The 25,392-nt window shown below is 68.0% G+C and carries 16 protein-coding genes; 6 read left to right on the top strand and 10 right to left on the bottom strand.

The features are described from left to right. The first annotated feature begins 53 nt into the window (after positions 1 to 53). Positions 54 to 2,594, top strand: coding sequence for an acylphosphatase (locus tag F7O44_RS10090; RefSeq protein ID WP_162450132.1), 2,541 nt, complete (start codon positions 54 to 56; stop codon positions 2,592 to 2,594). Positions 2,595 to 2,688: 94 nt separating this feature from the next. Here the strand turns inward: F7O44_RS10090 and ggt are convergent, their stop codons facing one another. Further along, on the bottom strand, positions 2,689 to 4,494 hold the full coding sequence (gene ggt, locus F7O44_RS10085; RefSeq protein ID WP_222851237.1) for a gamma-glutamyltransferase: 1,806 nt from the start codon (positions 4,492 to 4,494) through the stop codon (positions 2,689 to 2,691). A 152-nt stretch (positions 4,495 to 4,646) separates the two neighbouring features. On the opposite strand from ggt, the gene F7O44_RS10080 reads away from it, so the two are divergent. Next, entirely contained in the window at positions 4,647 to 5,537 is an 891-nt protein-coding gene (locus F7O44_RS10080) for an ABC transporter substrate-binding protein (protein WP_162450130.1), read from the top strand. A 30-nt stretch (positions 5,538 to 5,567) separates the two neighbouring features. Here the strand turns inward: F7O44_RS10080 and F7O44_RS10075 are convergent, their stop codons facing one another. The 9 genes from F7O44_RS10075 to F7O44_RS10035 all read right to left on the bottom strand — a co-directional run bounded on the left by F7O44_RS10075 (position 5,568) and on the right by F7O44_RS10035 (position 18,521). Then, entirely contained in the window at positions 5,568 to 6,839 is a 1,272-nt protein-coding gene (locus tag F7O44_RS10075; RefSeq protein WP_162450129.1) for a Fic family protein, read from the bottom strand. Positions 6,840 to 6,998: 159 nt separating this feature from the next. Continuing rightward, positions 6,999 to 7,550 carry a hypothetical protein gene (locus tag F7O44_RS10070; protein ID WP_162450128.1) on the bottom strand — a complete coding sequence of 184 codons (552 nt, stop codon included), beginning with the start codon at positions 7,548 to 7,550 and terminating at the stop codon, positions 6,999 to 7,001. Between the two features lie 41 nt (positions 7,551 to 7,591). Continuing rightward, positions 7,592 to 9,811, bottom strand: coding sequence for a glycosyltransferase (locus F7O44_RS10065; protein WP_162450127.1), 2,220 nt, complete (start codon positions 9,809 to 9,811; stop codon positions 7,592 to 7,594). 98 nt (positions 9,812 to 9,909) lie between these two features. Then, positions 9,910 to 10,656, bottom strand: a complete 747-nt coding sequence (locus F7O44_RS10060; RefSeq protein ID WP_162450126.1) for a TIGR03089 family protein — start codon at positions 10,654 to 10,656, stop codon at positions 9,910 to 9,912. Positions 10,657 to 10,828: 172 nt separating this feature from the next. Then, positions 10,829 to 12,169, bottom strand: a complete 1,341-nt coding sequence (locus F7O44_RS10055; RefSeq protein ID WP_162450125.1) for a coenzyme F420-0:L-glutamate ligase — start codon at positions 12,167 to 12,169, stop codon at positions 10,829 to 10,831. Further along, positions 12,159 to 13,145 (bottom strand): 2-phospho-L-lactate transferase, encoded by a 987-nt coding sequence (gene cofD / locus F7O44_RS10050; RefSeq protein WP_162450498.1) that lies wholly within the window; start codon positions 13,143 to 13,145, stop codon positions 12,159 to 12,161. Before cofD ends, F7O44_RS10055 begins: the two co-directional genes overlap by 11 nt. A 159-nt stretch (positions 13,146 to 13,304) precedes the next feature. Next, a complete protein-coding gene (gene betT, locus F7O44_RS10045) occupies positions 13,305 to 15,365 on the bottom strand; it encodes a choline BCCT transporter BetT (protein ID WP_162450124.1) in 2,061 nt (686 codons plus the stop codon). 4 nt (positions 15,366 to 15,369) lie between these two features. Then, complete coding sequence (betA, locus tag F7O44_RS10040) at positions 15,370 to 17,031, bottom strand: choline dehydrogenase (RefSeq protein WP_162450123.1); 1,662 nt, start codon at positions 17,029 to 17,031, stop codon at positions 15,370 to 15,372. Then, positions 17,028 to 18,521, bottom strand: a complete 1,494-nt coding sequence (locus F7O44_RS10035) for an aldehyde dehydrogenase family protein (RefSeq protein WP_162450122.1) — start codon at positions 18,519 to 18,521, stop codon at positions 17,028 to 17,030. The genes betA and F7O44_RS10035 overlap by 4 nt, the downstream gene beginning before the upstream one ends. A 172-nt stretch (positions 18,522 to 18,693) precedes the next feature. Here F7O44_RS10035 and F7O44_RS10030 point away from each other — a divergent pair, with 172 nt between their 5' ends. The 4 genes from F7O44_RS10030 (at position 18,694) to F7O44_RS10015 (ending at position 25,342) form a co-directional block, all read left to right on the top strand. Beyond that, positions 18,694 to 19,335, top strand: a complete 642-nt coding sequence (locus F7O44_RS10030; protein ID WP_162450121.1) for a TetR/AcrR family transcriptional regulator — start codon at positions 18,694 to 18,696, stop codon at positions 19,333 to 19,335. A 173-nt stretch (positions 19,336 to 19,508) separates the two neighbouring features. After that, positions 19,509 to 19,775: a WhiB family transcriptional regulator gene (locus tag F7O44_RS10025; RefSeq protein WP_162450120.1), complete on the top strand. Its 267-nt coding sequence runs from the start codon at positions 19,509 to 19,511 to the stop codon at positions 19,773 to 19,775. Between the two features lie 178 nt (positions 19,776 to 19,953). Continuing rightward, a complete protein-coding gene (locus F7O44_RS10020) occupies positions 19,954 to 23,736 on the top strand; it encodes a glycosyltransferase family 2 protein (RefSeq protein WP_162450119.1) in 3,783 nt (1,260 codons plus the stop codon). 85 nt (positions 23,737 to 23,821) lie between these two features. Then, on the top strand, positions 23,822 to 25,342 hold the full coding sequence (locus tag F7O44_RS10015) for a DUF5719 family protein (protein ID WP_162450118.1): 1,521 nt from the start codon (positions 23,822 to 23,824) through the stop codon (positions 25,340 to 25,342). Positions 25,343 to 25,392 lie beyond the last annotated feature (50 nt).

Raw genomic sequence — 25,392 nt, 5'->3', positions numbered from 1 at the left:
TATCTGGTGAGTCATGAAGATGCGATGAAGGAATCACTAGTGAGGAATCAATGATGCGGATCTGTGACGCGCTGCTCAGCGAGGTGACTGAACCGGGAGACCCGGGCCCGCGTTCCATCCGGCCGGGCTGGCTTGGTGTCGCGGTGTACCTTCGAGTTCAGGCTGGAGAACAGCAGCAGGCTGCGGGAACCGCAGCGTCGTTTCCTCGAGGCACGCAGTCGCCCTGGAATACCGCGTCGATGGCGCACGCGCTGGACGAAGCGGTGAATGTCCTCGCCGGCACCGGCCTGGACGCGGACAACCCCCTCGACTGCGCGGCAGAGGTTGCCCGCCGTTTTCGGGACGCGGTTGCGCCAGCGGCACTGACGCGTCGGCAACGTGGCGCGCTGGACACCGTCGTCGGCGCCGTCGAAACCGGACTCCTCGACGCGATCGCCCGAGCCGCGGGCGTCAGCCTGCCGACGATGCTCGGCGCTCGCCGTGCGGTTCCGTCGCGTTCGGCCCGCACCGTTCCGGCAGGCTCAAGCGTGTCGGTGGTCGAAGAGAAGGTCGGGGCCCAGCGCGGCAGGTATCCGGCCGTCCGGCTTGCGGCGCGGGGAGAACCGGCACGGGACCTCGATGCGCTGCTGGCCGCTGAACGTGCCGGCGCCGCTGCCGGGGGCGCCCATCCCCTGTGGCTCGAATGCGCTGGCCGGTACTCGGTGGAGCAGGCCGAAGGGCTCGTGGACGAGATCGCCTCAATGCTGGCCGACGGCCGGCTCACCCGGCCGATACTGTTGGAACAGCCGGTGCGCCGCCTGCATCGAGATGCGTTGGCGGCGTTGATCCGCCGCGCGCACACCTTGACCGGCCCTGACGCTGCCGGGGGTAAGCCTGAACTGCGTATCGTGCTGGATGAGAGCGTGGAGTCACTGGACGACCTCAGCGGCTTCCTCCAGGACGGTCCGGTCCGGGCGGTGTCTGTCGACCTCCGGCGCGGCCTCGGCACAGCCATCCGGGTCGTGGAGCGTGCGCTGGCCGCCGATCCGGCGGTGACCGTCATCCTGTCGAGCCCGGGCCGGGTCACCGACCTGGAAGCGGCGGCGATCGAGGCGGCCGCACAGGTCCTGCCGAAGCTCGACTTCTACCTGCCGGGCCGGATCAACGTCGAACTCGGGGGCATGCCCGGAGCCGAGGAAGGGGCAGCACCTGCCGGGCTGGGTGTACAGCCGAGTCTTGCCCGCGTCGTGACATGGATGGGGCGGGCAGCACTGGGCCGGCTCAGCCCGGAACCGGTAGACACGGGCACGGAGCAGAACACCTTCGACGCCACGGGGTTGGAGACGCTTGGCAAGAACTCCCTCGACAGCTACCTCCTCGAGAAGGAGGCGAGACGGCTCGGCCTTGCGACGGTCCGCTTCCGGGGCGTCGATTTCCACGCGGAAGACACCGAGGGCCGCTCGATCGGGTTCCATTGCACCACCGGCCCGTCCACGAGTCGCCTGGTAGCGAAGATATGTGGCCAGAAGCAGGTCACCCGTGCATATCTGGCTCGCGCTGGAGTCTCGGTGCCACGGGGACAGCTCTTCGCCGCCCCGGATCGCCGGTCGGCTCTGGAATTCGCCGAGACGCTCGGCTGGCCGGTCGTGGTCAAACCGCCCGAGGGCAAGGGCGGCACCGGCGTCGTCTCGAACATCACCGGTGCGGACCGGTTCCTCCGGGCGTTCTCCCGGCTGCGCGACGACGGCTACGAGCAGGTCATCGTCGAGAAACACATTCCAGGAACGGATTACCGCTTCCTGGTGGTCGGCGGCGGCGTGGTGTCGGTGCTGAGCCGGCGGCCCGGCGGCGTGACCGGGGACGGCCGGTCCACCATCGCTGAACTGGTGCTTGCCAAGAATCTCGTCCGGCTGCGTAACCCGCACCTCCGGTCCCGGCTGCTGACCTTGGGGTCGGAGGCGGTGAACCTGTTGACCGCTGGCGGCATGACTCCGGATTCCGTGCCCCAGAAGGGAGAACAGGTCACTCTGACCACGGCGGGCAACATCTCCCGCGGTGGCGAGAGCATCGAGGTTCTCGACGAGGCACACCCCTCGCTGCTCGACCTGGCTGTGCGGGCCGTGCGGGCCGTACCTGGACTGGACCATGCGGGTGTGGATCTGCTGGCCGAGGACCACCGTCGCCCCCTCGACAGCCAAGCGGCCGCTGTCTGTGAGCTGAACTCCCTGCCGGCCACGAGCTCGCACCATTTCCCGGCGCTGGGGCCACCCAGGAACGTGTCCAAGGCCCTGGTGGGCTTCTATGCCGGCCAGTACGCGCTGGCTACCGCGCCGCAGCCCGACGTGCTGGCGGTTCGCATACGTATCACTGGGCAGGTGCAGGCCGTGGGTTACCGGCAGTGGTTCGCCAACCTGGCCGGGCCGCTGGGCCTGAACGGCTGGATCCGCAACAGCACCGAACCGGACGTCGTCGAAGCAGCTGTCTCCGGCCCGCTGGATCTGGTGAGCGCGGTCAGCCTCCAGGCGATCTTCGGCCCACCCAAGTCGCGGCCGGAGCTGGTGGAGACACGCGTCGTCAGCGAGGCCCACCAGGGCGGCTTCGCCGTCCACCGCTGAAGCCACCACCGGTGATCGTGAGCGGATTTTCGCTGTGGTTGACAGCTGGAATCCGCTCACGATCACCGATAGGTCCGCGTGGGTAAAGCCGTGCCTAGTCGGACGGGTGGAGCACGACGGCGGCCCCGCCGCCGAGGCGTTCCGGTTCGGCGGCCGCTTGCATACGTCCGTCAGGCAGGAACGCCACGCCGGTCACGTTGCCGATGGTTCCGAGCTGGCTCAGCTGGTGCCCGCGCGCTCTGAGTGCCGCGCCCTCAGGTCCATTCAGCAGTTCCGGCTCGGTGCCGGTGCTCGCGCCGTTGAGGTTGGACAGCCTCGGTGCGGCGATCGCCTCCGGCAGACTCATGCCCAGGTCCAGCTGGTTCACCGCGACCTGCAGGGCGGCCGTGATGATCCGGGCGCCACCCGGGGAACCGAAAGCGGCGGTCGGCTCGCCGTCGGGGCCGAGCACGATCGTCGGGCTCATGCTGCTTCGCGGCCGCTTGCCCGGCGCGGGTGCGTTGGCCGGGTGATCCGGATCCGGTTCGAAGTCCGTGAGCTCGTTGTTCAGCAGGAACCCGTAGCCGGGAACGGTGATACCGCTGCCACCGATCTGCTCGATGGTGAACGTGTAGCTCACGACATTGCCGTGCTTGTCGGCGACGGTGAGGTGGGTCGTCGAGCCATCCTCCGAGGTGGTGGCCGGATCGCCCGCGGTGCCGCCGTCGCCGTCGTCGTAGGGCCACGGGTCGCCGGCGGCCACCGGCTTCGGAGCCGCGACGTCGCCGACGAGGGCCCGCCGTTCAGCGGCGAACTCCTTCGACAGCAGTCCCTGCAGCGGCACGTCGACGTACGCGGCGTCGCCGAGGTAGGCGTTGCGGTCCGCGAAGGCCAGGGCCGAACTCTCGATCAGATGGTGCAACGCGTCCGCGTGCTCCATCTCACCCAGGTCGAAGCCCTCCAGGATGTTCAGCGCCTCGCCCACCGTGGATCCACCGCTGGACGGCGGGCCCATGCCGAACACCTGGTGACCGCGGTAGTTCACGACCGTCGGTTCGTGCTCGAGGGCCTCATAGGCGGCGAGGTCATCGGTGGTCATCTCACCTGCGCGGACGTTGCGGTCCGAGCCTGGCGTCACAGGCGGGTTGGTGACCGCGCCGGCGATGGCTTCGGCGATCTCGCCCTCGTAGAACGCCGCCGAGCCGTGTCGGCCGATGAGCCGGTACGTCTTGGCCAGATCGCGGTTGCGGATGACGGTCCCGGCCTGCGGCGCCTCGCCGTCGACGAGGAACGTGTCACTGCTGGAGGTGAAGTCGCGGAAGACGGCAAGGTTGTTCTCAGTACGACGCTGGTGCTCGTCGTCGACGACGAATCCGCGCTGAGCGATGCCGATGGCGGGCTGCAACACACGATGGAGGGGCATCGTGCCGTAGTCGGAGAGCGCCCGCTCCCAACCGCGCACGAGGCCGGGGACACCCACCGACAGGCCGGACACTCGTCGTTCCTGGAACGGGATGGGGTTGCCGGTCTCCGGATCGATGAAGACGTCCGGTTCGACGGCCGCGGGCGCGGTCTCGCGTGAGTCGATGGTGGTGACCTCGCCGGTCTCGGCCGAGTAGATCACCATGAAACCGCCGCCGCCGATACTGCCGTCGTACGGACGGGTGACTCCCAACGCGGCCGACGCCGCCACCGCGGCATCGACGGCATTGCCGCCGCGGCGCAGGATGTCCAGGCCGGCCTCGGCACCATACGGGTCAAGCGCCGCTACCGCGCCGCCGTAGCCGGTAGCCGTCGGCTGCTTGTCGATCTCTCGTGGCGCTGCCTGGCTGGGCGTGACGTATGTGACGACCAGCAGCAGAGCACAGAAGGCCGTCAAGATGACGGCTGGTAGATGTCGTACCTGTCGGGTGTGGGTCACGCCCGCCTCCTCGATACCGGGAACATGGCAGCTGATCCCCTTGATTCGGGGGACGCTACAGCGCAGCGCAGATGCGGTAAACCCCATTTGAGGTTGGCTTGAGGATGCCCGAGGTGCGGGTGCCCCGGCCATCCGCGGCTACCGTGGACATCATGCGGATCGTGTCCTTGCTGCCCTCGGCGACGGAGATCCTGTTCGCGCTCGGAGCCGGCGACGACGTCGTGGGCGTGACCTTCGAGTGCGACCATCCCCCGCAGGCACGCACCAAGCGCATCGTGTCCACCAGCGCGCTGCCCGAAGGGTTGCCGCCCGCCGGCATCGACCGGGTGGTCAACGAGCGGATGGCCGCGGGTGAGGACCTGTACCACCTCGATCGGGCGGCGCTGGCCGGGCTGGACGTGGACCTCGTGCTCACCCAGGATCTGTGCGCGGTGTGTGCCGTCGACGTGTCCACGGTGCACGACGCACTGGAGTACCTGGCCTGCCGTGCCGACGTGCTCACCGTCGATCCGCAGACGTTGACTGAGGTCCTGCAATCCGTGGTCGTGATCGGCGACGCCGTCGGCCGGCGTGAGACAGCTGATCGGCTCACAACCTCTCTGTCGGAACGGCTCGATGTCGTGCGTGATCAGGTCAGGGCACAAGCGCCGGTGCGGGCGCTGGTACTCGAATGGACCGACCCGCCCTTCGCGCCCGGGCACTGGGTGCCGGACATGGTGGCGGCCGCGGGCGGTCTCTGCGTGCTGGGCGAGTCCGGCGCCCGCTCATACCGGACCACGTGGGAGGACGTCGCGGCGGCCGAGGCCGACGTCGTCGTGAGTGCTCCGTGCGGCTACGGCCTGGAGACCTCAGGCGAGTTGGCGCACGACGTCGTCGCCCGCGAGTTGCTGCCGCCTGGTGTGCCGCTGTGGGCCGTCGACGCCAACGCGTCGTTCGCCCGGCCGGGGCCACGGCTCGTCGACGGTGTCGAGGCGCTGGCCGGGATCTTCCATCCCGAGGTCGCCAATGCACCCGATCCGGCGCTTGCCGTCCAGATCCGTTGACGGTCACCGAACGGCAATGGGCCTGCGCTCTTAGCCGAAGACGCGGCGCCCAGCGCGTTGAGCGAAAGCCTCGAGCTCGGCCAATACCTCGTCGGCCTGCCAGACTCGATTTCGGCGGCCGGATTTCGCAGCCCGGAGAACATTCGCCTCTACCAGCGTGTCGATCGCTGCTTGTGCGGCATGCCAACCGACGTTGAGCCGATCCGTGACGACGTCGTTGGAGAGTACCGGTTGGCTTATGACCAGGTCTCGAAGCCTCCACGCCGCGGCGTCGCGTCTGGCTTTGATCCGGTTCGTCCAGTCCTCACGGATGGACGCTAGATTCTCGATCAAAGCACGTCCATTGGTGATCGCTGAGTAGGAGGCTTCCGCGACGCGTGCGACGATGGGGTCGAGGTCGCCGCCCTGATATGCCGTCAGCGCTTGGAAGTAGGACTGCGTGTCGGACAGCAATCCGGCCGATATCGGCACCGTTGCGCGGGTTGTGACCCCTCGTCGCTGTAGGGATGCATGTAGCAGTGCGCGGCCGGTTCGCCCGTTGCCGTCGGTGAACGGGTGGATGGTCTCGAACTGGGCATGAACGATCGACGCTTGGAGCAGCGGCGGGATGTCGAGCCGTCCAGCGAAGCTGATCAGATCAGCGATGCCGTCCTCGATACGACTGTGGTGAGGTGGAACGAATGTGGCTTGGTGAGGTCCGTAAGCCGATCCGCCGATCCAGACTTGTTGCGCACGCCATTTCCCGGCATGCTCGGCGTCTGCTTCGTTGAGTACCGCCTCGTGCATGGCAAGAATTGACGCGGCAGTGTTCTGCTCTGCGAGTTCGATGGCCGCATTCATGGCGCGAACATTGCCGGCGACGATCGCGGCGTTCGCGCTCGAATTTTCGCCGATCTCGGCGAGCGCGAGCTGTCTCGCGCCGACGGTAAGATTTTCGATCTGGGACGATGCACTCGACTCGGTGCGCAGCAGAACCGATTGAAGAGGTGCTATCTCGGTGTCGCCGAACGTCCGGCTGACATATTCATCGAACCGGGTGATCTCCCGGCCCGCTTCCTCTGCTTCCGCCGCCACGTCGGCCGACACGGAAGGGTGCAGGCCCGCGATGTGGGGAACGATCGCTGCTGAGTACGAGCCTGTATGCAGCCGGCGTTGGTTCTTTGACATGTACACGTCGGGTGGAGGTTCCCAACCCAAGCTCTCGTAGGTAATGGCGGGCCATCGGGACGCTTTCGATCCACCCCGAACGTCGTGCTGGTCGGCCTGATCGGGCTGTGGTACTCGATGTGGATCGGTCGACATGCCTTCACCTTATCGTGGGTTACGCCATTATCCACAAATAAGAATCTGCGCTATTTAGCAATAATGGCATAACCCACGATAGTCGAGCGGGTTGTCGTCGGCTGTGTATGCCATGCGCAGGCTGATCTCATGGCGTCGCTGGCTGCGGCTCTTGACAGGTCAGGACATGGGAGCGCAGCTGGTGAGGATCAGCCGGCCGGTGTCGTCGAGGCCGTCCGGACCCACGGTGACCGTGGACACGCAGCGATAAGTGGCGATGATCCGGCCGAGCTTCAGCCGGGCGTACTCGTCCCACGGCTGGTGTTCGTCCGTCCAATCGTCTTCGGCAATCAGCAGTTCGGTCGGGAATCCGTAACGACGGGCCGCACCGAGCGCGGGTGCGTCCATGACGATCACCGGCCTGAAACCGGCTGTCAGCAGCTGCAGCCGCGCGATCTCGTCGACGATCGGCTCGACGCGGTCAGCCGGGACGCCGAGCATGATGATGACGGCGACGGGCATGCGTTCGGTGCCGACTCCACCGACCAGATTCCCCGATGCGACGTCGAGCGGGGCGGGCTGTGCTGCATCGACGTCGAACACCCGCTTGACCAGCGAACGCGCGCCCGGACTCTGCCGGATACGGGGCAGAATGGCGCGGCGGGCATAGCGATAACCGGGCAGCCGCCGAACGTATCGGCCAGCCTTACGCACTCTCGGATTGCTCGTCACGAGTCCACGATAATGCCACAGCGCCGGGCTCAGCCGTGGCATTACGGAGCACTAGTGTTCGGGACCAGCCGGGTGATGTGGGCGGCAGCGTCGGCGGCGCCGTTGCCTGGATCCAGCTGACGGACTCCCTCCACCATCTGCGCCCCATGCGTCATCAGCTCAGCCAGTAGTGGCTTCGCGGCGTCGACCGACACCGAAGGAAGCTGGTGGGCCAGGCGCTGCTCCGCGGCGTACTGGGCGCGTGCGGCCTGGTTGTCCAGCGCGGTGGCCCGGTTCGGTACGAACAGCGTCGGGACCCCGAAACGCAAGAGCTCGTGAAACGAGTTGTAGCCCGAGGCGCTGATCGCCAAGTCGAAGGCGCGATAGTGGCGCGACAGCGGGTAGGTCCGCACCACGTGCACGTCGTGGTGATTGTCGGCCCCCGCGGCGATCTCCGGGCGAGTCACGCACACCTGCACACCCATGCCCCGCAGCGCGGCGATCGAGGCGCCGACGTCGTCGCTGGTGTCGTTGATGTTGCCCGCTCCCAGCGACACGAGAGCCATCGGCGGTTCCGGGTCCAGGCCCAGTGCCGCCCGCGCGGCGGCGCGTTCGTCCAGATCGTCAACGTCGAGCAGCGTGACCGGGCCGACCCGCTCCGCGTTGCTGCTCGCCGTGACCCCGCGATCTGCCGGCGCGGCGAAGTCGCCCGGTTCGATGACGACGTCGAACCAAGCGGCCTTGCTCAGCCGGTCACCGCCCACCCCCGGCTTCCACATTCCGCGGCGTGACCACACCCAGGCGATGTCCGGATACGCTTCCCGGACCGCCGGGATCCCTTCGTACGGCCAGGTGCCGTCGAAGACGACGGCCGTGGGCCGGATCCGGTCGATGGTCTGCAGCACGCTCTCGGCGAAGTAGGCGTGCCAGCGCGCCGGTGCGAGGCCGGTGGCGGTCATCGACGGCAGGTACTCGTATTCGAAACCGAAGCTGCCGACGATGTGTGCGGCCTGAGACAGCGACAGGAAGTGCGGCTCGGCTTCCGGGGCGCAGCGCACGGCATAGGAGAGGAGCCGGGTGAGATGGCCCATGCCGGAGCCGTTGCTCGAGATGAACAGGATCCGGGGACGGGCGTCGTACGGCTCCTCGGCATGCCCGGCTTGCGGGAGCTGCGGACTGGCGTTCTCGGTCGCCGGGGTGACCGCCTGACCCGGCGCGGGCTGTTCGCCGAGGATGCCGGCGATGCGGGCGACATGCGCCTCGTAGCCGAATCGGGCGCGTACGGCGGCGGTGGCGCGCTTCACCTGCTTCTCGTAGGCGTCACGATCCGCGTACAGCTCGTCCACGATGCGGCGTACGTCACCCGGGTCGGCATAGATCGCGGCGTCGCCGAACAACTCCTCGAAGTGCGGCGGCAGGACGGCAGGCACACCGCTGGCCAGGGCTTCGAGGATGGTGCGGCCGAACGCCTCGATCCAGCGTGGATCGTGGTAATACACGAAGAAGTCCAGCCCGGCGAGGAAGTCGCGAGGCGGCATCGCACCGAACTCGTAGACATCCCAGGAGCCGGGCAGCTGGCCGAGCAGCGCTTCGGCCGGCTCCGCACCGCCTAGCACCTGCACCCGCCACGAGCCATCCACCGGGTACACAGCGCGCAACGTCTCCGCGTCGCGCGGCCATTTCTGCGGGGACGAACGGCTGTGCCGGCCGATGACCGGCTGGTCGCCGCGTACGTCGCTGCGAGGCGACGACCACGCGTCGACATCGATGATGTTCACCCAGTCGGACTCCATCAGAGCCGACGGGGGAACCCGCGACGTGATCGCCTTGCGGACCAGGGGGCCGATGGGCGCCCAGCGCGGTTCCTGCCCGAAGAGGCGCTGGGCGATCCGATGGACGTGCTCAGGCCGGTAGTGTTCGTGCCCGTCGATATCGTGTGGCGCCGCATTGGCCACGATGACGACGTGCTCAGCTTCGATGGGCGGCAGCTGGTCGGCGGCGTCCTGGAGCACCGCTGGATGCCGGATGACCACCAGGCGAGCCCGCACCGGATCGCCACGGACCAGCAACTCGGCGTGCCCTTGCTCGATCTCGTGCCGGATCGACGGGTTGACCGGCGAGACCTTGGCCACCAGCGGACCGTTGAGGTGGATCAGCGCCGTGCTGTAGCCGGCATTGTGCTGGGCCTTGATCTCTTCGGCGATGCTGTGCGCCGTCCCGCCGGCGAAGCGAAGATCAGAAACGTCGAGGACGTCCACGGTGGGCGTGTCGATTGCGGGCACGGGAGTCGATGATGCCATGTCTGCTTGCTTTCGTTGTCAGCGTGTCCGGGGAGGCCGGGACGTGATCGGCGCCTTGCCGGGCCATCAGGCGTCCCGCGTCACGTGGTCTCCGCCGGCACGGCCTCGACCGTCACCCGCTCGCTGTTGATTCTCGCCGCGCGGGCGCTGGTGTCTTCGTTGCGTACCAGAACCGCTGATCCGCCGACGACGAGCGGCACCAGGAGCGCATCGATCAGCGCGGAGGGCAGCTCGCCTCCGGCGATCAGCAGCCGGGCACCCGGCTCGGCGCCCAGCTGCTCGGCCCGATCACGGGCGAGATCGAGGACGCCGCTGAGAGTGTGTACCGAATCTCCATGCTCGAGAGCCAGCTCTTCGGACGGTGGCGGCACATACGGAACGAGTACGTCGGGATGGCCCGGAACCTCCACGGCGTAATCCAGCACACCGATCGGCAACGGATCGGTGAACCGGGCGCCCATCGGCCGCAACGAAAGCGCCACGACGTCTTGAACATCCGAGGCGGCCGCGTCTTCGAGAGCGTCCGGCCCGGCCACCACGACGCTTGCGTTATGGATGGAGTCGGTGACACACACGCCGAGTGCCCAGCACGCTCCGGCCCACACGAGCGTCTGCCAGTGGGGCGGCAGCTGCAATACCGCTCGGTCGCCGGCGTCGGCCGCGAGGTCGTCGCGCAGCATGCCGGCGGTTTTGGCCACCCAGTTGTCGAAGGTGGTGACGGACAGCTCCACGCGCTCACCGGTAGCGTCGTCGTAGAACGTCAGCAACGGCCGTGAACCGTCGCGCTGCAGTTCGGTTCGCAGGAGCTCGTAGGGTGTCGAGACCATGTGACGAGGCTACGCGTTCTTCGCTGAGCGTTCCTGGTGGCGTGGGTCGTGGGCTGATGGTGTCCTCGGCCTCCCTGGCCTCCGGCGACGGCGTTCGCACTGCGCGCTCACTCCGCCGCCTCCGGACGGTCGGCCGAGGACACCATCAGCCCACGGCCCACGCAACAGCCGTTCAGCGGATAACCATGTGCGCGTCGACGGCGGGTGGCGCATGCTCCGGCACGGGGTCCGCCGGGCGGCCGATCACGACGACGCCGGCAGGTGACCAGCCCGTAGGCAGCTCGAGTGCTTCGGCCGCCTTGGTCAGCTCTGCCGACGGGAAGATCCAGGCCGAGCCGAGCCCGTCCGCGGCCAGCGCGATGAGCAGGTTCTCGACGGCTGCCCCGACGGCGAGCAAGGTGCCGGCATCGGGCACCGGCGTGGCGCCCGGGGTAGCGGCGCAAGGCACCACAACACAGGGCGCGGAGCGCAGCATCGCAGGGTCGTCGTCGCCGGATGTTCCGCCGGACGCGGCGAGGAGATCCGCTAGCGCCGCGCGTGCATCGTGAGACTCCACGAAGACGAATCGCGCGGGAGGGTCGCCGGCAGACGGGTGTGGGCCGGTCAAGGCCGCCTCGACGGCTCTGCGCAGCACGGCCGGATCTACGGGGTCGGCGGTAAACGAGCGCACCGTATGGCGAGCGTAGACGGCCGCGCGCATCGACTCCGGGGTCCCCAGGCGGAATCGGTCGTCCGAGGATGGCCGCACGAGCGCTGAGGCACCCGGATCGTGTGCGGCGTTCTTCGGCAGCAGCAGATGGGCCAGGCCACGGATGACGGCGACGGGGACGCCGGACAGTTTGGTGCGGACCAGTTCCGAGGCGGCGGCGAGTTCGTCGGCGACGGCTACTACGGTGACGCCGAGGTCGTTGCCGTAGGGGTCGGTTTCTCCGCGCAGGTCGTCCACCGCCCGGATGCCGGCGGCGCCGATCGCCATGTCGATCACGCCGTTGCGCCAGACGCGTCCCGCCGTGTCGGTGAGGATGACGCCGACATGTACTCCGAGGCGCTCAGTCAGCTCGTCACGGAGCCGCCGCGCCGAGGCGTCGGGGTCTTCGGGGAGGAGAACGACGGTGCCGGGAGCCACGTTGGAGGCGTCGACGCCGGCCGCGGCCATGACAAAGCCGTGCCTGGTCTCGACGATACGGGTCCGGCCGCGCGGCGTCGTCCACTCGGACACGGTGCGGACCGCTTCGGCGTCGATGGCGTCGTCGCGGTCCATCCCGGCGAACATACGGCCCTCGGCCTTGCTCACGATCTTGCTGGTGACGACGACGATATCGCCGTCGCGTAGCGGCGCTCGGGTGTCGGCGCCGGATCGTGTCGCGGCGTCGTGTCGCGTGGAGACGTCGTGTCGCGTGGAGACGTCGTTCAGCGCTTTGATCAGAAGCGCGGCGAGGTCGTCGCCGGGACGGACCTCCGGGATGCCTGGCAAACCGCGCACCTCGAAGCTCAACGCGGGCTCAGGTCTCATTTCGTTGTCCTCCGCGAACACCTTCGGCGAGGTCGAGTGCCTCGCGTGCCATGGCGGCAGTCGCATCGACGTCGTGCATCAACAGCGGAACCGCCCGGCATCTGATCCCGAGGGCTTCGACGGGCGCGACCGAGGCGGCGTCCGACTCGTGTACCAGCCAGCCGTCGAGGAGATCGCTGAACATCCCGGCGACGCCGACCGGTGTGACGTCGACGCCCGCTGTTGTCAGGACGGCGTCGGCCATGCCGCGCACGGGTGCGGTCCCGATGATCGGGGAGAGCCCGACGACCGGCGCGCCTGACGACGCCACGGCGTCGCGGACGCCGGCGACCGCCAGGATCGGCCCGATGCTGACGACCGGGTTGGACGGCGGGAGCAGTATGACGTCGGCAGCGGCGATGGCCTCGAGGACACCGGGGGCCGCCGTGGCGGACTCGATGCCGGTGAGCACGATCCGGTCGGCCGGGACCTTCGCGTGTATACGCACCCACCACTCCTGGAAATGAACAGCGCGGCTCTGCCCGTCCTCGGTGATCACGACGTGGGTTTCGACGCGGTCGTCGGTCATGGGCAGCAGGCGCACGCCTCGTCCCGGGAGGTGACGCAGCCAGCGGTCGCACAACGCCTCGGTGACGGCCGACAACGGGTAGCCGGCGGCGAGCATCTGGGTGCGGACCAGATGCGTCGCGATGTCGCGATCGCCCAAGGTGAACCACTGGGGGTGGGCGCCGTACGCGGCCAGTTCTTCCGCGACCGAGAAGGTTTCTTCGGCGCGGCCCCACCCTTGGTCCTCGTGGACGCCGCCGCCGAGCGTGTACATCACGGTGTCCAGGTCCGGGCTGACGTGGAGTCCGTGCAGCTTGATGTCGTCGGCGGTGTTCCCGATGACGGTGACCTCGGCGTCCGGCACGGCGCGGAGCAAGCCGCGCAGGAACCGCCCGCCCCCGATCCCCCCGGCCAGCGCGGTTATCTTCAGCACGGCTCGACGCTACCCCACCCCTCCCGCCCTCCCGCCGCCCCGGCCACGGCCTTCCCAAAATGATCATGTTTGGTGGGTTTTCTCGGGCGGCACCATGCCTGCAGACCTATTGATGCACGAGGAAACCCACCGAACATGATCATTTAGGCGGACGGGTCAGGGGGAGAGGCGCAGGAATTCGAGGTGGCGCTCGTACTGGTCGAGGACGTCGCCGATGAGCTGGTCCTTGCCGTAACCCATGACGTCGTAACCCTGGCTGCCGTCGGTCAGGGACACCTCGAACCGGAAATACGTGTCCGGCACGGTCACCCGGCGCGGCGCGAACGAGGGAGTGCTGCATTCCGACGGCCAGATGCGGTAACTGAACTCCTCCTCATCGCCCATGCTCACCTGCAGGGTGAGATGCGGGATTCCGAGGTCGTCGACCACGCCCTCAGTGACCGACGCGCGGGCACCCTGCTCCCGGAGTTCGTCTGCCACCTCGTTCAGCGCCGGCCGGCACACTTCCTCGACGAACCTGGTGGCAGCCGCCTTGTCCGGATAACTCATGACCCGGGCCAGCCGTTGCCGCCAGCTCCGGTGCACGCTGCGCGGCTCGACGGTTGTCCGGCCGGACAACGACGACGGCAGGCTGGTGCGGATGGCGTCCTCGCGGAACCGTTCCACCCGCAACGCCTTGTACAGGCCCCACATCACCAGGAACATCACGAACGAGAACGGCAGGCCCATGACGATGGTGGCGCTGGTGAGCGTGTCGACCCCGCCGACGAGCAGCATGGCCAGCGTCAGCAGGCCGGTGGCGGCGGCCCAGAAGATGCGCACCCACCGGGAGGCGTCTCGTGACGTCGACGCCAGCCGCGACGTGAAGTTGCCCATCACCAGCGCGCCCGAGTCGGCCGACGTGACATAGAACAGCAGGCCCACAAACGTCGCCAGCCCCGCGCTGAAGGTGACCCCCGGGTACTGATCCAGCAGGGTGTAGAAACCCTCCTCCGGCGCGTCGACGGTGGTCGCGCCGAACTCGCCGTTGCCCCCGCGCACGATGCTCAGTGCGGCGTTGCCGAAGATCGACAGGAACGAGAGCGTGAACAGGAACGGCACCACCAGCGTGGCGGCCACGAACTGCCGGATGGTGCGCCCGCGTGAGATCCGGGCGAGGAACAGGCCGACGAACGGCGCCCAGGCGATCCACCAGGCCCAGAAGAACAACGTCCAGTCGTTGAGCCACTCGGTCGGCTGGTCGTAGGCGAAAGTGTTCATCGTCATGCCCGGGAAGCGGCTGACGTAGTCGCCGATGTTCAGCACCAGGCCGTTCAGCAGGTCGATCGGGTCCTCTTGGACGATGACGTAGATCATCAGGACGATGGCCAGGACGACGTTGAGCTCGGACAGCCGGCGGATTCCCTTGTCGACACCCGCGACGGCGGAAATGGTCGCCATAAGCACAGCGACGACGATCAGGCCGACCTGAGCGGCGGTTCCCACCGGGATGTCGAACAGGAAGTTCAGCCCGAAGTTGAGCTGGACCACGCCGATGCCGAGCGACACCGCGATACCGAAGATGGTGCCGATCACGGCGGCGAGGTCCACCGCGTCGCCGATCGGCCCGTAGATCCGCTTGCCGACTATCGGGTAGAGGGCGGAGCGGATCGACAGCGGAAGCTTGTAGCGAAACGCGAAGTAACCCAGCGCCATGCCCATCAGGGCGTACATGGCCCAGCCGGTGATCCCGTAGTGGAACAGCGTCCATACGATGCCCTGCCGGGCGGCTTCGATCGTTTCCGGCGCGCCTTCGGGTGGCAGCAGGTAGTGCGTGACGGGGCCGGCGACGGAGAAGAACATCAGGTCGATGCCGATTCCGGCGGCGAACAGCATCGCGGCCCACGCGAACAGGCTGTAGTCGGGGGTGGAGTGCTGCGGTCCGAGCTTGATCTTCCCGTAGCGCGAGGCAGCGATGAAGACGACGAAGACGAGGAATAGCGTGGCGGCGAGGAAGTAATACCAGCCGAAACGGTGTGAGATCCATTCGACGACTGTGCCGATGGCCGCCTCGGCCCCTTCCGGAGTGATCATCGCCCACGCGGACAACGCGATGATCAACGCGGACGACCCGAAGAAGACCACCGGGTTGATCCGGTTGCGCTTCGACTCGTTGTCAGCTGTCTCGGGTGCGGATGGCTGTCCGACCTGTTCGTCAGGCTGTTGAGTTGACTCCACGGTTCTACCCTTCGGGTGTGGTGTGGTGCCGGTAGAAGTCTGCGCTGGATGCCGGCAGGGGAGTGTTGCCGAGGATGAGATCGCTGGCCTTCTCGGCGAGCATCATGACGGGCGCGTAGATGTTGCCGTTGGTGAGGTAGGGCATGGCCGAGGCGTCGACGACGCGTAGTCCTTCCAGGCCGTGCACGCGCATCGACGACGGATCGACCACTGACATCTCATCGATGCCCATCCGCGCCGTGCACGACGGGTGATACGCGGTCTCGGCGTCGCGGGCGACCCACTCGAGGATTTGCTCGTCGGTCTGGACATCCGGGCCGGGGGACAGCTCTCCGCCGTCGAAGTCGGCGAAGGCGGGCTGTGCCAGTATCTCCCGGGCGACCCGCACGGCTTCGAGCCATTCCCTGCGGTCGTTGGCGGTCGACAGGTAATTGAATCGCAGCGCGGGAGCCCGCTTGGGATCGGCTGAAGTGATCTTCACGCTGCCTCGCACGTCGGAGTACATCGGCCCGATGTGCACCTGGTAACCGTGTTCGGCGTTGACCGGAGTGCCGTCGTAGCGGACCGCGATCGGCAGGAAATGGAACATCAGGTTGGGATAATCGACTTGATCGTTGCCGCGGACGAACCCGCCGGCCTCGAAGTGGTTCGTCGCGGCGGGGCCCTTGCGCGAGAGGATCCACTGCAGGCCGATCTTCGGCCGGTTTCGCAGTTTGAGAGCCGGATTGAACGAGATGGGCTGCTTGCACGCGTGCTGCACGTAGACCTCGAGGTGGTCCTGCAGGTTCTCACCGACGCCGGGCAGTTCGTGGACCATGTTGATGCCGAGGGGCCTGAGTTCGCCGGGGTTGCCGACGCCGGACAATTGCAGCAGCTGCGGCGTGTTGACCGCGCCGCCGGACAGGATGATCTCGCCGCCGCGGACCGTCTGGGCCGGGCGGCCGGGCCGGCTGTATTCGACGCCGACGGCCCGCTTGCCGTCGAACACGACGCGCCGGACGTGGGCCAGGCAACGGACTGTCAGGTTGGGCCGCTTCTTGACCGGATGCAGGTAGGCGCGTGCGGCGGACCAGCGTCTTCCGTTTCGAATCGCCCGATCGAACCTGGCGAAGCCTTCCTGCCGGTAGCCGTTGACGTCTGACGTCAGCGGGTGGCCGGCTTGCTGGGCCGCCTCGAGGAAGGCGCCGAACAGCGGGTTTTCCGCCGGGCCGCGCTCCAGCCACAGCGGGCCGCCCTCACCCCGCCACTCGTCCCCGCCCGCCGCGCAGTGCTCCATCCGCTTGAAGTACGGCAGGCAATGGGCGTAGTCCCAGGATTCCATCCCCGGTTCGCTTGCCCAGCGTTCCAGGTCCATCGGGTTGCCACGCTGGAAGATCATGCCGTTGATCGAGCTGGAGCCGCCCAGCACCTTTCCGCGGCCGTGGGAGACGCGGCGCCCGCCCATGTAAGGCTCCGGCTCGGAGACGTATTTCCAGTCGTAGAACCGGTTGCCGATGACCATGGTCAACGCGGCTGGCATGTGGATGAAGATGTCCCAGATCCAGTCCGGCCGGCCGGCCTCGAGGACGAGGACCTTGTTCGACGGGTCCGCACTCAGCCGGTTCGCCAGGACACATCCGGCGGAGCCGCCACCGACGATGATGTAGTCATACCGTTCGGTGCTCATGTGCGGCCCCCGTCCGTCGCGCCGGTGAACCATCGCATCGGGGCTGGTCTGATGTTCTGGTAGATGTGCTTGGCCTCGCGATACTCGTCGAGGCCGGATGGGCCGAGCTCGCGGCCGACACCGGACTTGCCGAATCCGCCCCACTCGGCCTGGGGGACATACGGGTGATAGTCGTTGATCCAGACCGTTCCGTGCCGAAGCGCCGTGGCGACCCGCTGCGCGACCGACGCGTCGCTGGTCCACACCGCCCCGGCCAGCCCGTATTCGGTGTCGTTCGCCAGCCGGACGGCGTCGGCTTCGGTCTCGAACCGTTCCACGGTGACGACGGGCCCGAACACCTCGTCACGCACGATCGACATGCCGGAACGGCAGTCCGCGAACACGGTGGGACGCAGGAAGTAGCCGTCGGCCAGCTCGGGATCGTCGGGCCGGTGTCCGCCGGTCACCAGCCGCGCGCCCTCGTCGACCGCGACCTCGATGTAGCGCTCCACCTTGGCGCGGTGTTCGCTGGACACCAGCGGGCCGCATTCGGTGGTGTCGTCCAGGCCGTTGCCCAGCCGGATGGCGTCGGCCCGGCGGGCGAGTTCGGCAACGAAGCGGTCGTGGATGGAATCCTGCACGATCAGCCGGGACCCGGCCGAGCACACCTGGCCGGAATGCAGGAACGCCGCGGCGAGCGCGTAGTCGACCGCGGTGTCGAAGTTTGCGTCGGCGAAGACGACGTTCGGGTTCTTGCCGCCGAGCTCGAGCGCGACACGCTTCACGTCGGCGGCCGCGAGTGCCATGATCTTTTTTCCGGTGGCCAGCCCGCCGGTGAATGAGACGAGATCGACGCCCGGATGGCTGACCAGTGAGGAGCCGACGTCCGGGCCGGAGCCCAGCAGCAGGTTCACCACGCCGGGTGGGATGCCGGCTTCATCGGCCAGCTTGACCAGGTGGATCGTGGACAGAGGCGTCACTTCGCTTGGTTTGATGACCACCGTGTTGCCGGCTGCCAGCGCGGGTGCCACTTTCCACGACAGCTGGAGCAGGGGATAGTTCCATGGCGCGATCAGTGCGCACACTCCAACGGGTTCGTGGACGACCCGGCTGACGACGTCGGGGTTGCCGGTGTCCACCACTCGGCCGGCGTCGGCATCGGCCAGTCCCGCGTAGTACTCGAACACCGCCACGACGTCGTCGACGTCGATGCGGCCCTCGGCGAGGGTCTTGCCGGTATCGAGACTCTCGATCCGGGCGATGTCTTCCCGGTCGCGCACCAGCAGAGCGGCGATGCTGCGTAACAGCGTGCCTCGCTCGCGGGCGCTCGTGGAACGCCATGGTCCGTCGTCGAACGCGGAGCGGGCCGCGCCCACGGCGTTGTCAACGTCTTCGTCACTTGCCTCGGAGACGGTGCGTAGCTGGCTGCCGTCGTACGGGTTGAGTATGACCCTGCCCGGTGCGGATCCGCTCGATCCGACCCAGCGCCCGTTTACGAAAAGGTCCTGCATGTGGCCGATCCCCTCGGTCTCATGTCGCTGGTCGCGCCCGGAGTGGAATCAGCGGGACAGTGACGCAGATCTCCGACCCAGGACACCCAAGAATGCGTACGATGGTACACAAAATGTGTACCAGAGTCCATATCGCGGAGACTTCTGGGGGGTGGATGAGAGAATGGGTGTAATGCCGGAAAGCGATGCGGAGGACCTGGTGGGAGCGGGCATCCACGATCAGGCGGACGCCGGGACGGATCGCCAGGTGAGAATCCGGCGCGGGCGTGGCCCCAACGATCCCCATCGCCGCGACCGGATCGCTCGTGCGGCCATCTCCGTCGTTGCCGAGCACGGCATCGAAGCGCTGACTCATCGGAGGGTCGCCGCCGCGGCGGGAGTGCCGCTTGGCTCGACGACATACCACTTCTCCACGCTCGACGACCTTGTGGGCGCCGCTCTCGAGAAGGCGGCGGAGCGCAGTGTGTCCGAACTCTGGACGTGGGAGAGGTCACTCGAACCGGATGTGGATCTGGCTGCGGCGCTGGCTGAGTTCGTGGTCCAGTCGGTGGGTGAGAAGCGTCGCGACACCATGGCGGAGTACAACCTTTACGCCGTCGCGCTGCATCGGCCGCATCTTCGAAAGGCCGCTGTGGCCTGGGACAACGCCCTGGCAGAGGTGTTGCAGTCGCGTACTGATGCGCTGACCGGCCGGATGGTCGCGGTACTGTTGTGCGGTTTGCTGATGCAGGCGGTGCTGTCCGACGATGTGCCGGCACCGGCTGACATCGAGGTGCTGATCAGGCGCGCGCTCGATGGCCCGGCCGCTAGCTGATTTCAAACTCGGCGACCATGAACCGAGAACATTTAGCACGGTTCCGCTTGACGCGCACGTACATCAGCCATGTAATTTCGTACGTGTCGTTTGGTGTTCCGTGGCTTCGACCACCATGGCGCACCACGGGGGCCGGTCCCAAGGGCCGGAAGCGGTCGAAGGAGGCGAGCCATGTGAGTGAGTGGGAAGAGTTAGACCTCCTGCTCGGAGGCGACGCCGAGGAGGCGAGTTGGCAGGAGCGGGCGCTATGCGCGCAAACCGATCCTGAAGCGTTCTTCCCGGAAAAAGGCGGATCCACCCGCGAAGCGAAGCGGGTCTGCCTGTCGTGTGAAGTCAGGTCCGAGTGCCTGGAATACGCCCTGTCCAATGACGAGCGGTTCGGGATCTGGGGCGGTCTCTCCGAACGGGAGAGACGCAAGCTGAAGAAACGAGTCGGGTAGCGCCTGCTCCTCGACGTTCACCGAACACCTACGAGCAGGTTGACTCTCGGGCATCCAGGTGTTCACAACGGTTGCGTGCGGCTTATTCATCGAACTCGGCGTAAGGTTGTCGGTCGGCGTGTCAGTGCGCCGCACTGAGCCCTGAAGACCCCAAGACAGTTGGAACCGACGACGAGGCATGGCAACCGACCGATACATCTCACCTCCTGCTGGCTCCGCCCTCGGCGGCCAGGGCGCTGCGCTCACCGGTCACGCGCCGGCAGCTTCCGAATCCCGGAGCCATTACGAAGATCCCGGCTATGGCATCAACGACGCCCTCGATGCGTTCACGGGCGAAACAACGGATGTCCAGCCCGTCGATCCGACCGATCTGTTCGGCCATGACGTCACCGCGATCCTGGTCGCCCACAACGGCAGCAGGTGGCTGCCACGGACGCTGGAGGCGCTCGGCGCGCTGACGCATGTGCCCGGGCGTATCTTCGCCGTTGACACGGGTAGCAGGGACGAGACGCCCGAACTGCTCACCAACGCTCTCGGTGCGACGGCCGTGGTCACGGCGCCGCGGAACACCGGGTTCGGGGCGGCGGTGGCCCGCGGTGTTCAGGCCGCCGATGAGATGATCGCCTCCTCGCGGCGCTTCGGCGGTGCGGAGGCTGGGCGAACCGAATGGATCTGGCTCCTGCACGACGACAGCGCGCCGGCGCCCGATGCCTTGCGCCGGTTGCTGGAGACAGCGGTACGACGTCCTGACGCGGGCGTCATAGGACCCAAGGTCCTCGGCTGGCGTGGGGACCGCCAGCTTCTCGAAGTCGGGCTCACCATCTCCGGTGGCGGCCGGCGGCATACGGGCCTGGATCGCCGCGAGTACGACCAAGGCCAACACGACATCTCGCGCGACGTCCTGGCCGTCGGCAGCGCCGGCATGCTCATCCGCCGCGATGTCTGGGACGAGCTCAACGGCTTCGACCCACTGCTGTCGGTCTTCCGTGACGACATCGACTTCGGCTGGCGAGCCAACCAGGCCGGCCACGCCGTGGTGCTCAGCCCGGAGTCGGTGGTCTACCACGCCGAGGCGGCCGCGCACGGCCGTCGCCGGCTCGGCGCTACCCGGCACCGTGCCCACCTCGCCGACCGGCGCAATGCGCTCTATGTCCTCCTGGTCAACTCGCCGGCCCTCTGGCTGCCTTTGCTTTTCATCCGGATCCTGGCCGGCGGGATCGGTCGTTCGTTCGGATTCCTCTTCGGCAAGCAGCCTGCCCTGGCCGTGGAAGAGCTGGGAGCAGTGCTGGCCGTGCTCGGCCGTCCGGATCGGGTGATTCGTGGCCGGGCCCGCCGGGCACAGACCCGGCGCCGTTCTCACGGGCAGCTGCGCCCGCTCTTCCCGCCGCGGGGGCAACAGCTGCGCCACGCCGGCGAGAACGTCCTGGCCATGCTCACCGGCTCCGGTTCCGGTCACGACGTGCCCGGTTCGCAGCGGCGGGCCGCGACCGGCGACACCGATGAGACCCCTGAAACCGACGACACTTTTGTCCTCCGGCTCCTGCTGCACCCGCTCGTCCTGGCGGTGACCAGCCTCGTCCTGATCACCCTCCTCGCGATCCGCGACGTCATCGGTGGCGGACGGCTGATCGGTGGCGCGTTGTTGCCGGTCGTGAGCGATGTGTCCGGACTGTGGCAGAGCTACACCGAGTCGTGGCACGGAGTCGGCCTGGGCAGTCCCACCGCATCGCCGCCGTACTTGGCCGTGGTCGCGGCTCTCGGGTGGGTGGTCCGGGATTCCGGCCTGGCCGTCGACCTGCTCATGCTCGGCTCCGTGCCGCTCGCGGGCATCACTGCCTATCTGCTGTTGCGCCGCTTGGTGGCCGGCCGCTGGCTGCGGCTGTGGGGATCGGTCGCCTACGCCTTGTTGCCGGCCACCACAGGTGCTCTCGCGGCGGGCCGTATCGGCACGGTCGTCGCCGCTGTCCTCACCCCGTTGCTCGTGCTGGCGCTGTACCGGACCCTCGGCCGGCCCGGGGAGCCGGGACCGTTCCGTGCGGCATGGAGCGCCGGGCTGATCCTCGCGGTGATCGCCGCCTTCGTGCCGCTGGCATGGATCATCGTCATTCTCCTCAGCGTTGTGGCGCTGGCCACCGTCTTCCGCGACCGCGCCAGCCTCCTGCGCCTGGCGGTCACCATGGCCGTGGCGCCAGTGGTGCTCATCCCATGGAGTGGCAGCGTGCTCAGCACGCCGATGCTGCTCGTCACCGAGGCCGGGATGCCTGGGCCAGGTCTGTCGGACGACGCGCTGGAGCCGTGGTCGATCCTCTTGCAGCAACCAGGTGGCCCGGGCGGTGCGCCGGTATGGATCGGCGCGGGTCTGGTCCTGGCGGGCTGGGCCGCGCTGTTCAGGCCCGAACGGCGGCTGGTCGTGGGCACGGCGTGGGCCGTCGCCGGCGTCGCTGTGGCCGCCGGCGTGGTGGTCTCCCGGCTGCCGGTCACCGGCCCCACCCTGCAGACGCCGGTCTCCGGCTGGCCCGGATATCCGACGGTTCTGATCGGCGGCGCGTTGATCGTGGCTGCTGTCGTGGCCGGCGAGGGCGCGCGTGAATGGCTGTCGAAGAGCCGGTTCGGCTGGCGCCAGCCGTTCGTGGCGCTGGCCACCGTAGCCGCCATGCTGGTGCCCGTCGTCGGCACCGTGTGGTGGGTGGCTCGCGGCGCCGACGATCCACTGGAACGCCGCGATCCGCGCGTGCTCCCCGCCTACATCTCCGATGAGGCCGAGCAACTCGAGCGGGTCCGCACCCTGGTCCTGAACCGGGCGGACGACGGCCGGGTGACCTATGCGTTGCTGCGTGCGTCCGGTCCGCGGATGGGCGATGCCGAGACCGGACCGCCGCCGGAAATGTACGGCCCACTGGACGAGGTGGTCTCCGACATCGTCTCCGGCCGTGGCGGCGCCGACGGCGCCCGGCTGGCCGAGTTCGCCGCCAAGTACGTTTACCTGACCGCTCCGTACGACCGCGAGCTCGCCGACACTCTCGACACTGTTCCCGGCTTGGTCCGGGCCAGCGCACCCGAGGGCGCCGCGATGTGGCGAGTCGACCAGCCGGTCGGACGCATCTGGATCGCACAGCCCGAGCCCGGTGAAGGCGAGGCAGCTGTTGTACCGGAGGACGACGAGGTCGTCGTCGCCAGCGACGAGATCGATGCTCGCGGCACCATTCCGGCCGGCGCGGACGGACGCCTGCTGGTTCTCTCCGAACTGGCGGACGAGGGGTGGTCGGCCACACTCGACGGCTCGCCACTGGAACCAACCCTCTATGACGGCTGGGCACAGGCATTCGCTCTTGGGCCGGAGGGCGGTGACCTGGAACTCACGCACCAGGGCACCCGCCGGGCCGGCGTCCTGCTGGTCCAACTCGGCACCGTGGTGCTGGCCATCGTGCTCGCGCTGCCGGGCATGCGTCGCGAACGAGGAGCCGTCGAGCACGCATCCGAGCTGGATCCCGAGGACCCCACATCGCCGAACCTTCCTACCGTGCCGGCCGAGCCCGGGCCCGGACCACGCCAGGTACCGGCCTATTCGCAGCCGGCAGTCACCGTGCCGGGAACGCCGCAATACCCCTATGAGCCAGCCGAACTGCCAACCCGCAGCGTCCCCGTGGCCGAGACAGCGCCCCAATACGCTCAGCCTCCGCTGAGTGAGCCGGTCGCGGCTCGGCCGAAGGAACCGTCGATTGAACCGCCTCAGGGGCAGAACACGGCACCGGCCGCGGTGGAGCCTGCTCCGGAGCAGCCGGGTGAGGGGACGGGCCGGCGTTACCGGGGACGGCGCGCCGCGCGCCGCGACGACGAAGACGAACTGTCCACGAGCACCGACGGCGGCACTTACCGTGGTCGCCGTGCGGCGGGCCGGCGTTCGGGCAAAGGAGGAGGCCGTCGAGCCAAGGGTGGCGGCGACGAGGAGGGCACGTCCTGATGCTCGGTCTCAGAACCTGTTCCAGAGGTCGCCTGAGCGGATTCCTGACAACCAGACCAGACCGGAACAGGGACGGTGAACTCTGATGCGCAGTGGACTGACCGCGCTGGTGGTGGCCGCCGCGGGGGCTGGAGTGCTGGCCGCCGCGTCTCTCGTGGGCGCCCCCGAGTCCGTCGTCGAAGAATATCCTGAGGTGCAGGAACCGGTGGTACGCAGTTCGCCGGTGTGCCCGTTCGTCGGCGGGGAGGAAGAAGGCAGGGCGCACATCGGTGTGTATTCCCTTCCTGACGTTCCGGCGGTTGCGGAGGACGATCCGGATCCGATCACCGCGCGTGAGCTGGCTTTCACCCCGGAGCCGGGGGCGACCCCCGAGCCGTCGCCGGAGCCCACCGAACCGGCCGAGCCGCTGCTCACCGTCGACGGACGAGGTGTTTTCGAGCGGCTCCGGGTGGAGACCGACGAAGGCACCTCGGTGGCCGTCGAGGGCACCGGATCGCTGGCTCCAGGGCTCGTCGCCGAACAGTCGATGGTGATGGAAGAGATCGACCTGCGTGGGCTCAGCACGGCGGCGTGCTCGCCGGCGGCTCGTGAGCACTGGTTCGTCGGTGGTTCCGGCGAAGTCGGCAAGCGTGGTCGGCTGGTTCTGGCCAACCCGACGTCGGTGGCGGCCGTCGTCAACATCCGGCTGTGGGACGAAGCCGGGCCCATCGACGCTCCGGCCACCCAGGGCATCGGCGTACCGGCGCGCAGCCAGCATGTCCTGCTGCTCGATGCGCTGGCGCCGGATTCCGAGCGTGTCGGAGTCGAGATCACCACCACCCAGGGACGTGTCTCGGCGGCGCTGGAGGTGCGCGAGACAGACGAGACGACGCCTCTCGGTATGAGCTTTGTCCCGGAAGCCCAAGCACCGGACCACACCGTGGTAATCCCGGCCGTGCCAGACCACGGCGAGCCGGTGTTGCGAGTGCTGGCGCCGGGCAGCACCGACGCGATCGTCTCGGTGCGGATGTTCGGCGCCAACGGACCGTTCGCCCCGATAGATCATGAGGTGATCACTGTTCCGGCGGGCAGCGTGAGTGAGATCGAGCTGGACGGGCTCAACGACGAGCCGGTGGCCATCGAGCTCGACAGCGACGAGCCCATCACCGCGTCTGTGCGGGCGGTCGACGACCCCGACGACGGACTGCCGGACCTTGCCTTCACCGCGGCCACACCGCCGCTGTCCGGGCCGACGGCAGCGTTGCTCGGCCGGACGTCGAGCGGTTTCAGCTCCACGCTGCACATCAGCTCGGTCGCCGAGGCGAGCACTCGGGTGACGATCAAGACGCTTGACGACGACGGCGCCGTGGACAGCGAGGAAGAGCTGGACATACCGGGTGGTGCCACTGTGCCGTTCGAGCTGGAACGTGCCGACGACGCGTCGTTCGCGACGGTCTTGGTCGAGCCGGCTCAGCCGGGAGCGATCGTCGTCGGCCGGGAGATGTCCGCCGAGGACGACCAAGGCGCCTACTTCGACTTGCTGCCGCTGCGTTCCCCCGCCATCGAAGTCGCTGTACCGAGGGTGGTAGGCGAGTTGCCGTCCGTCCTGGACCGCTCCGAGGACTAACCCCTCCAGTTCCCGCCTCGGCCTGCTCCACCTCGCCGCCAGTTCTTGCC

This window comes from Phytoactinopolyspora mesophila, from assembly GCF_010122465.1.
Classification (GTDB): Bacteria; Actinomycetota; Actinomycetes; order Jiangellales; family Jiangellaceae; genus Phytoactinopolyspora; species Phytoactinopolyspora mesophila.
This window is presented reverse-complemented; position numbering and strand designations above follow the sequence as displayed.

Bases quoted from the DNA above. Each gene is read 5' to 3' on its own strand.
- F7O44_RS10090 (WP_162450132.1), top strand. From the start codon at position 54: ATGCGGATCTGTGACGCGCTGCTCAGCGAGGTGACTGAACCGGGAGAC.
- F7O44_RS10080 (WP_162450130.1), top strand. From the start codon at position 4,647: ATGCGGATCGTGTCCTTGCTGCCCTCGGCGACGGAGATCCTGTTCGCG.
- F7O44_RS10075 (WP_162450129.1), bottom strand. From the start codon at position 6,839: ATGTCGACCGATCCACATCGAGTACCACAGCCCGATCAGGCCGACCAG.
- F7O44_RS10060 (WP_162450126.1), bottom strand. From the start codon at position 10,656: ATGGTCTCGACACCCTACGAGCTCCTGCGAACCGAACTGCAGCGCGAC.
- F7O44_RS10055 (WP_162450125.1), bottom strand. From the start codon at position 12,169: ATGAGACCTGAGCCCGCGTTGAGCTTCGAGGTGCGCGGTTTGCCAGGC.
- betA (WP_162450123.1), bottom strand. From the start codon at position 17,031: ATGAGCACCGAACGGTATGACTACATCATCGTCGGTGGCGGCTCCGCC.
- F7O44_RS10035 (WP_162450122.1), bottom strand. From the start codon at position 18,521: ATGCAGGACCTTTTCGTAAACGGGCGCTGGGTCGGATCGAGCGGATCC.
- F7O44_RS10030 (WP_162450121.1), top strand. From the start codon at position 18,694: ATGCCGGAAAGCGATGCGGAGGACCTGGTGGGAGCGGGCATCCACGAT.
- F7O44_RS10020 (WP_162450119.1), top strand. From the start codon at position 19,954: ATGGCAACCGACCGATACATCTCACCTCCTGCTGGCTCCGCCCTCGGC.
- F7O44_RS10015 (WP_162450118.1), top strand. From the start codon at position 23,822: ATGCGCAGTGGACTGACCGCGCTGGTGGTGGCCGCCGCGGGGGCTGGA.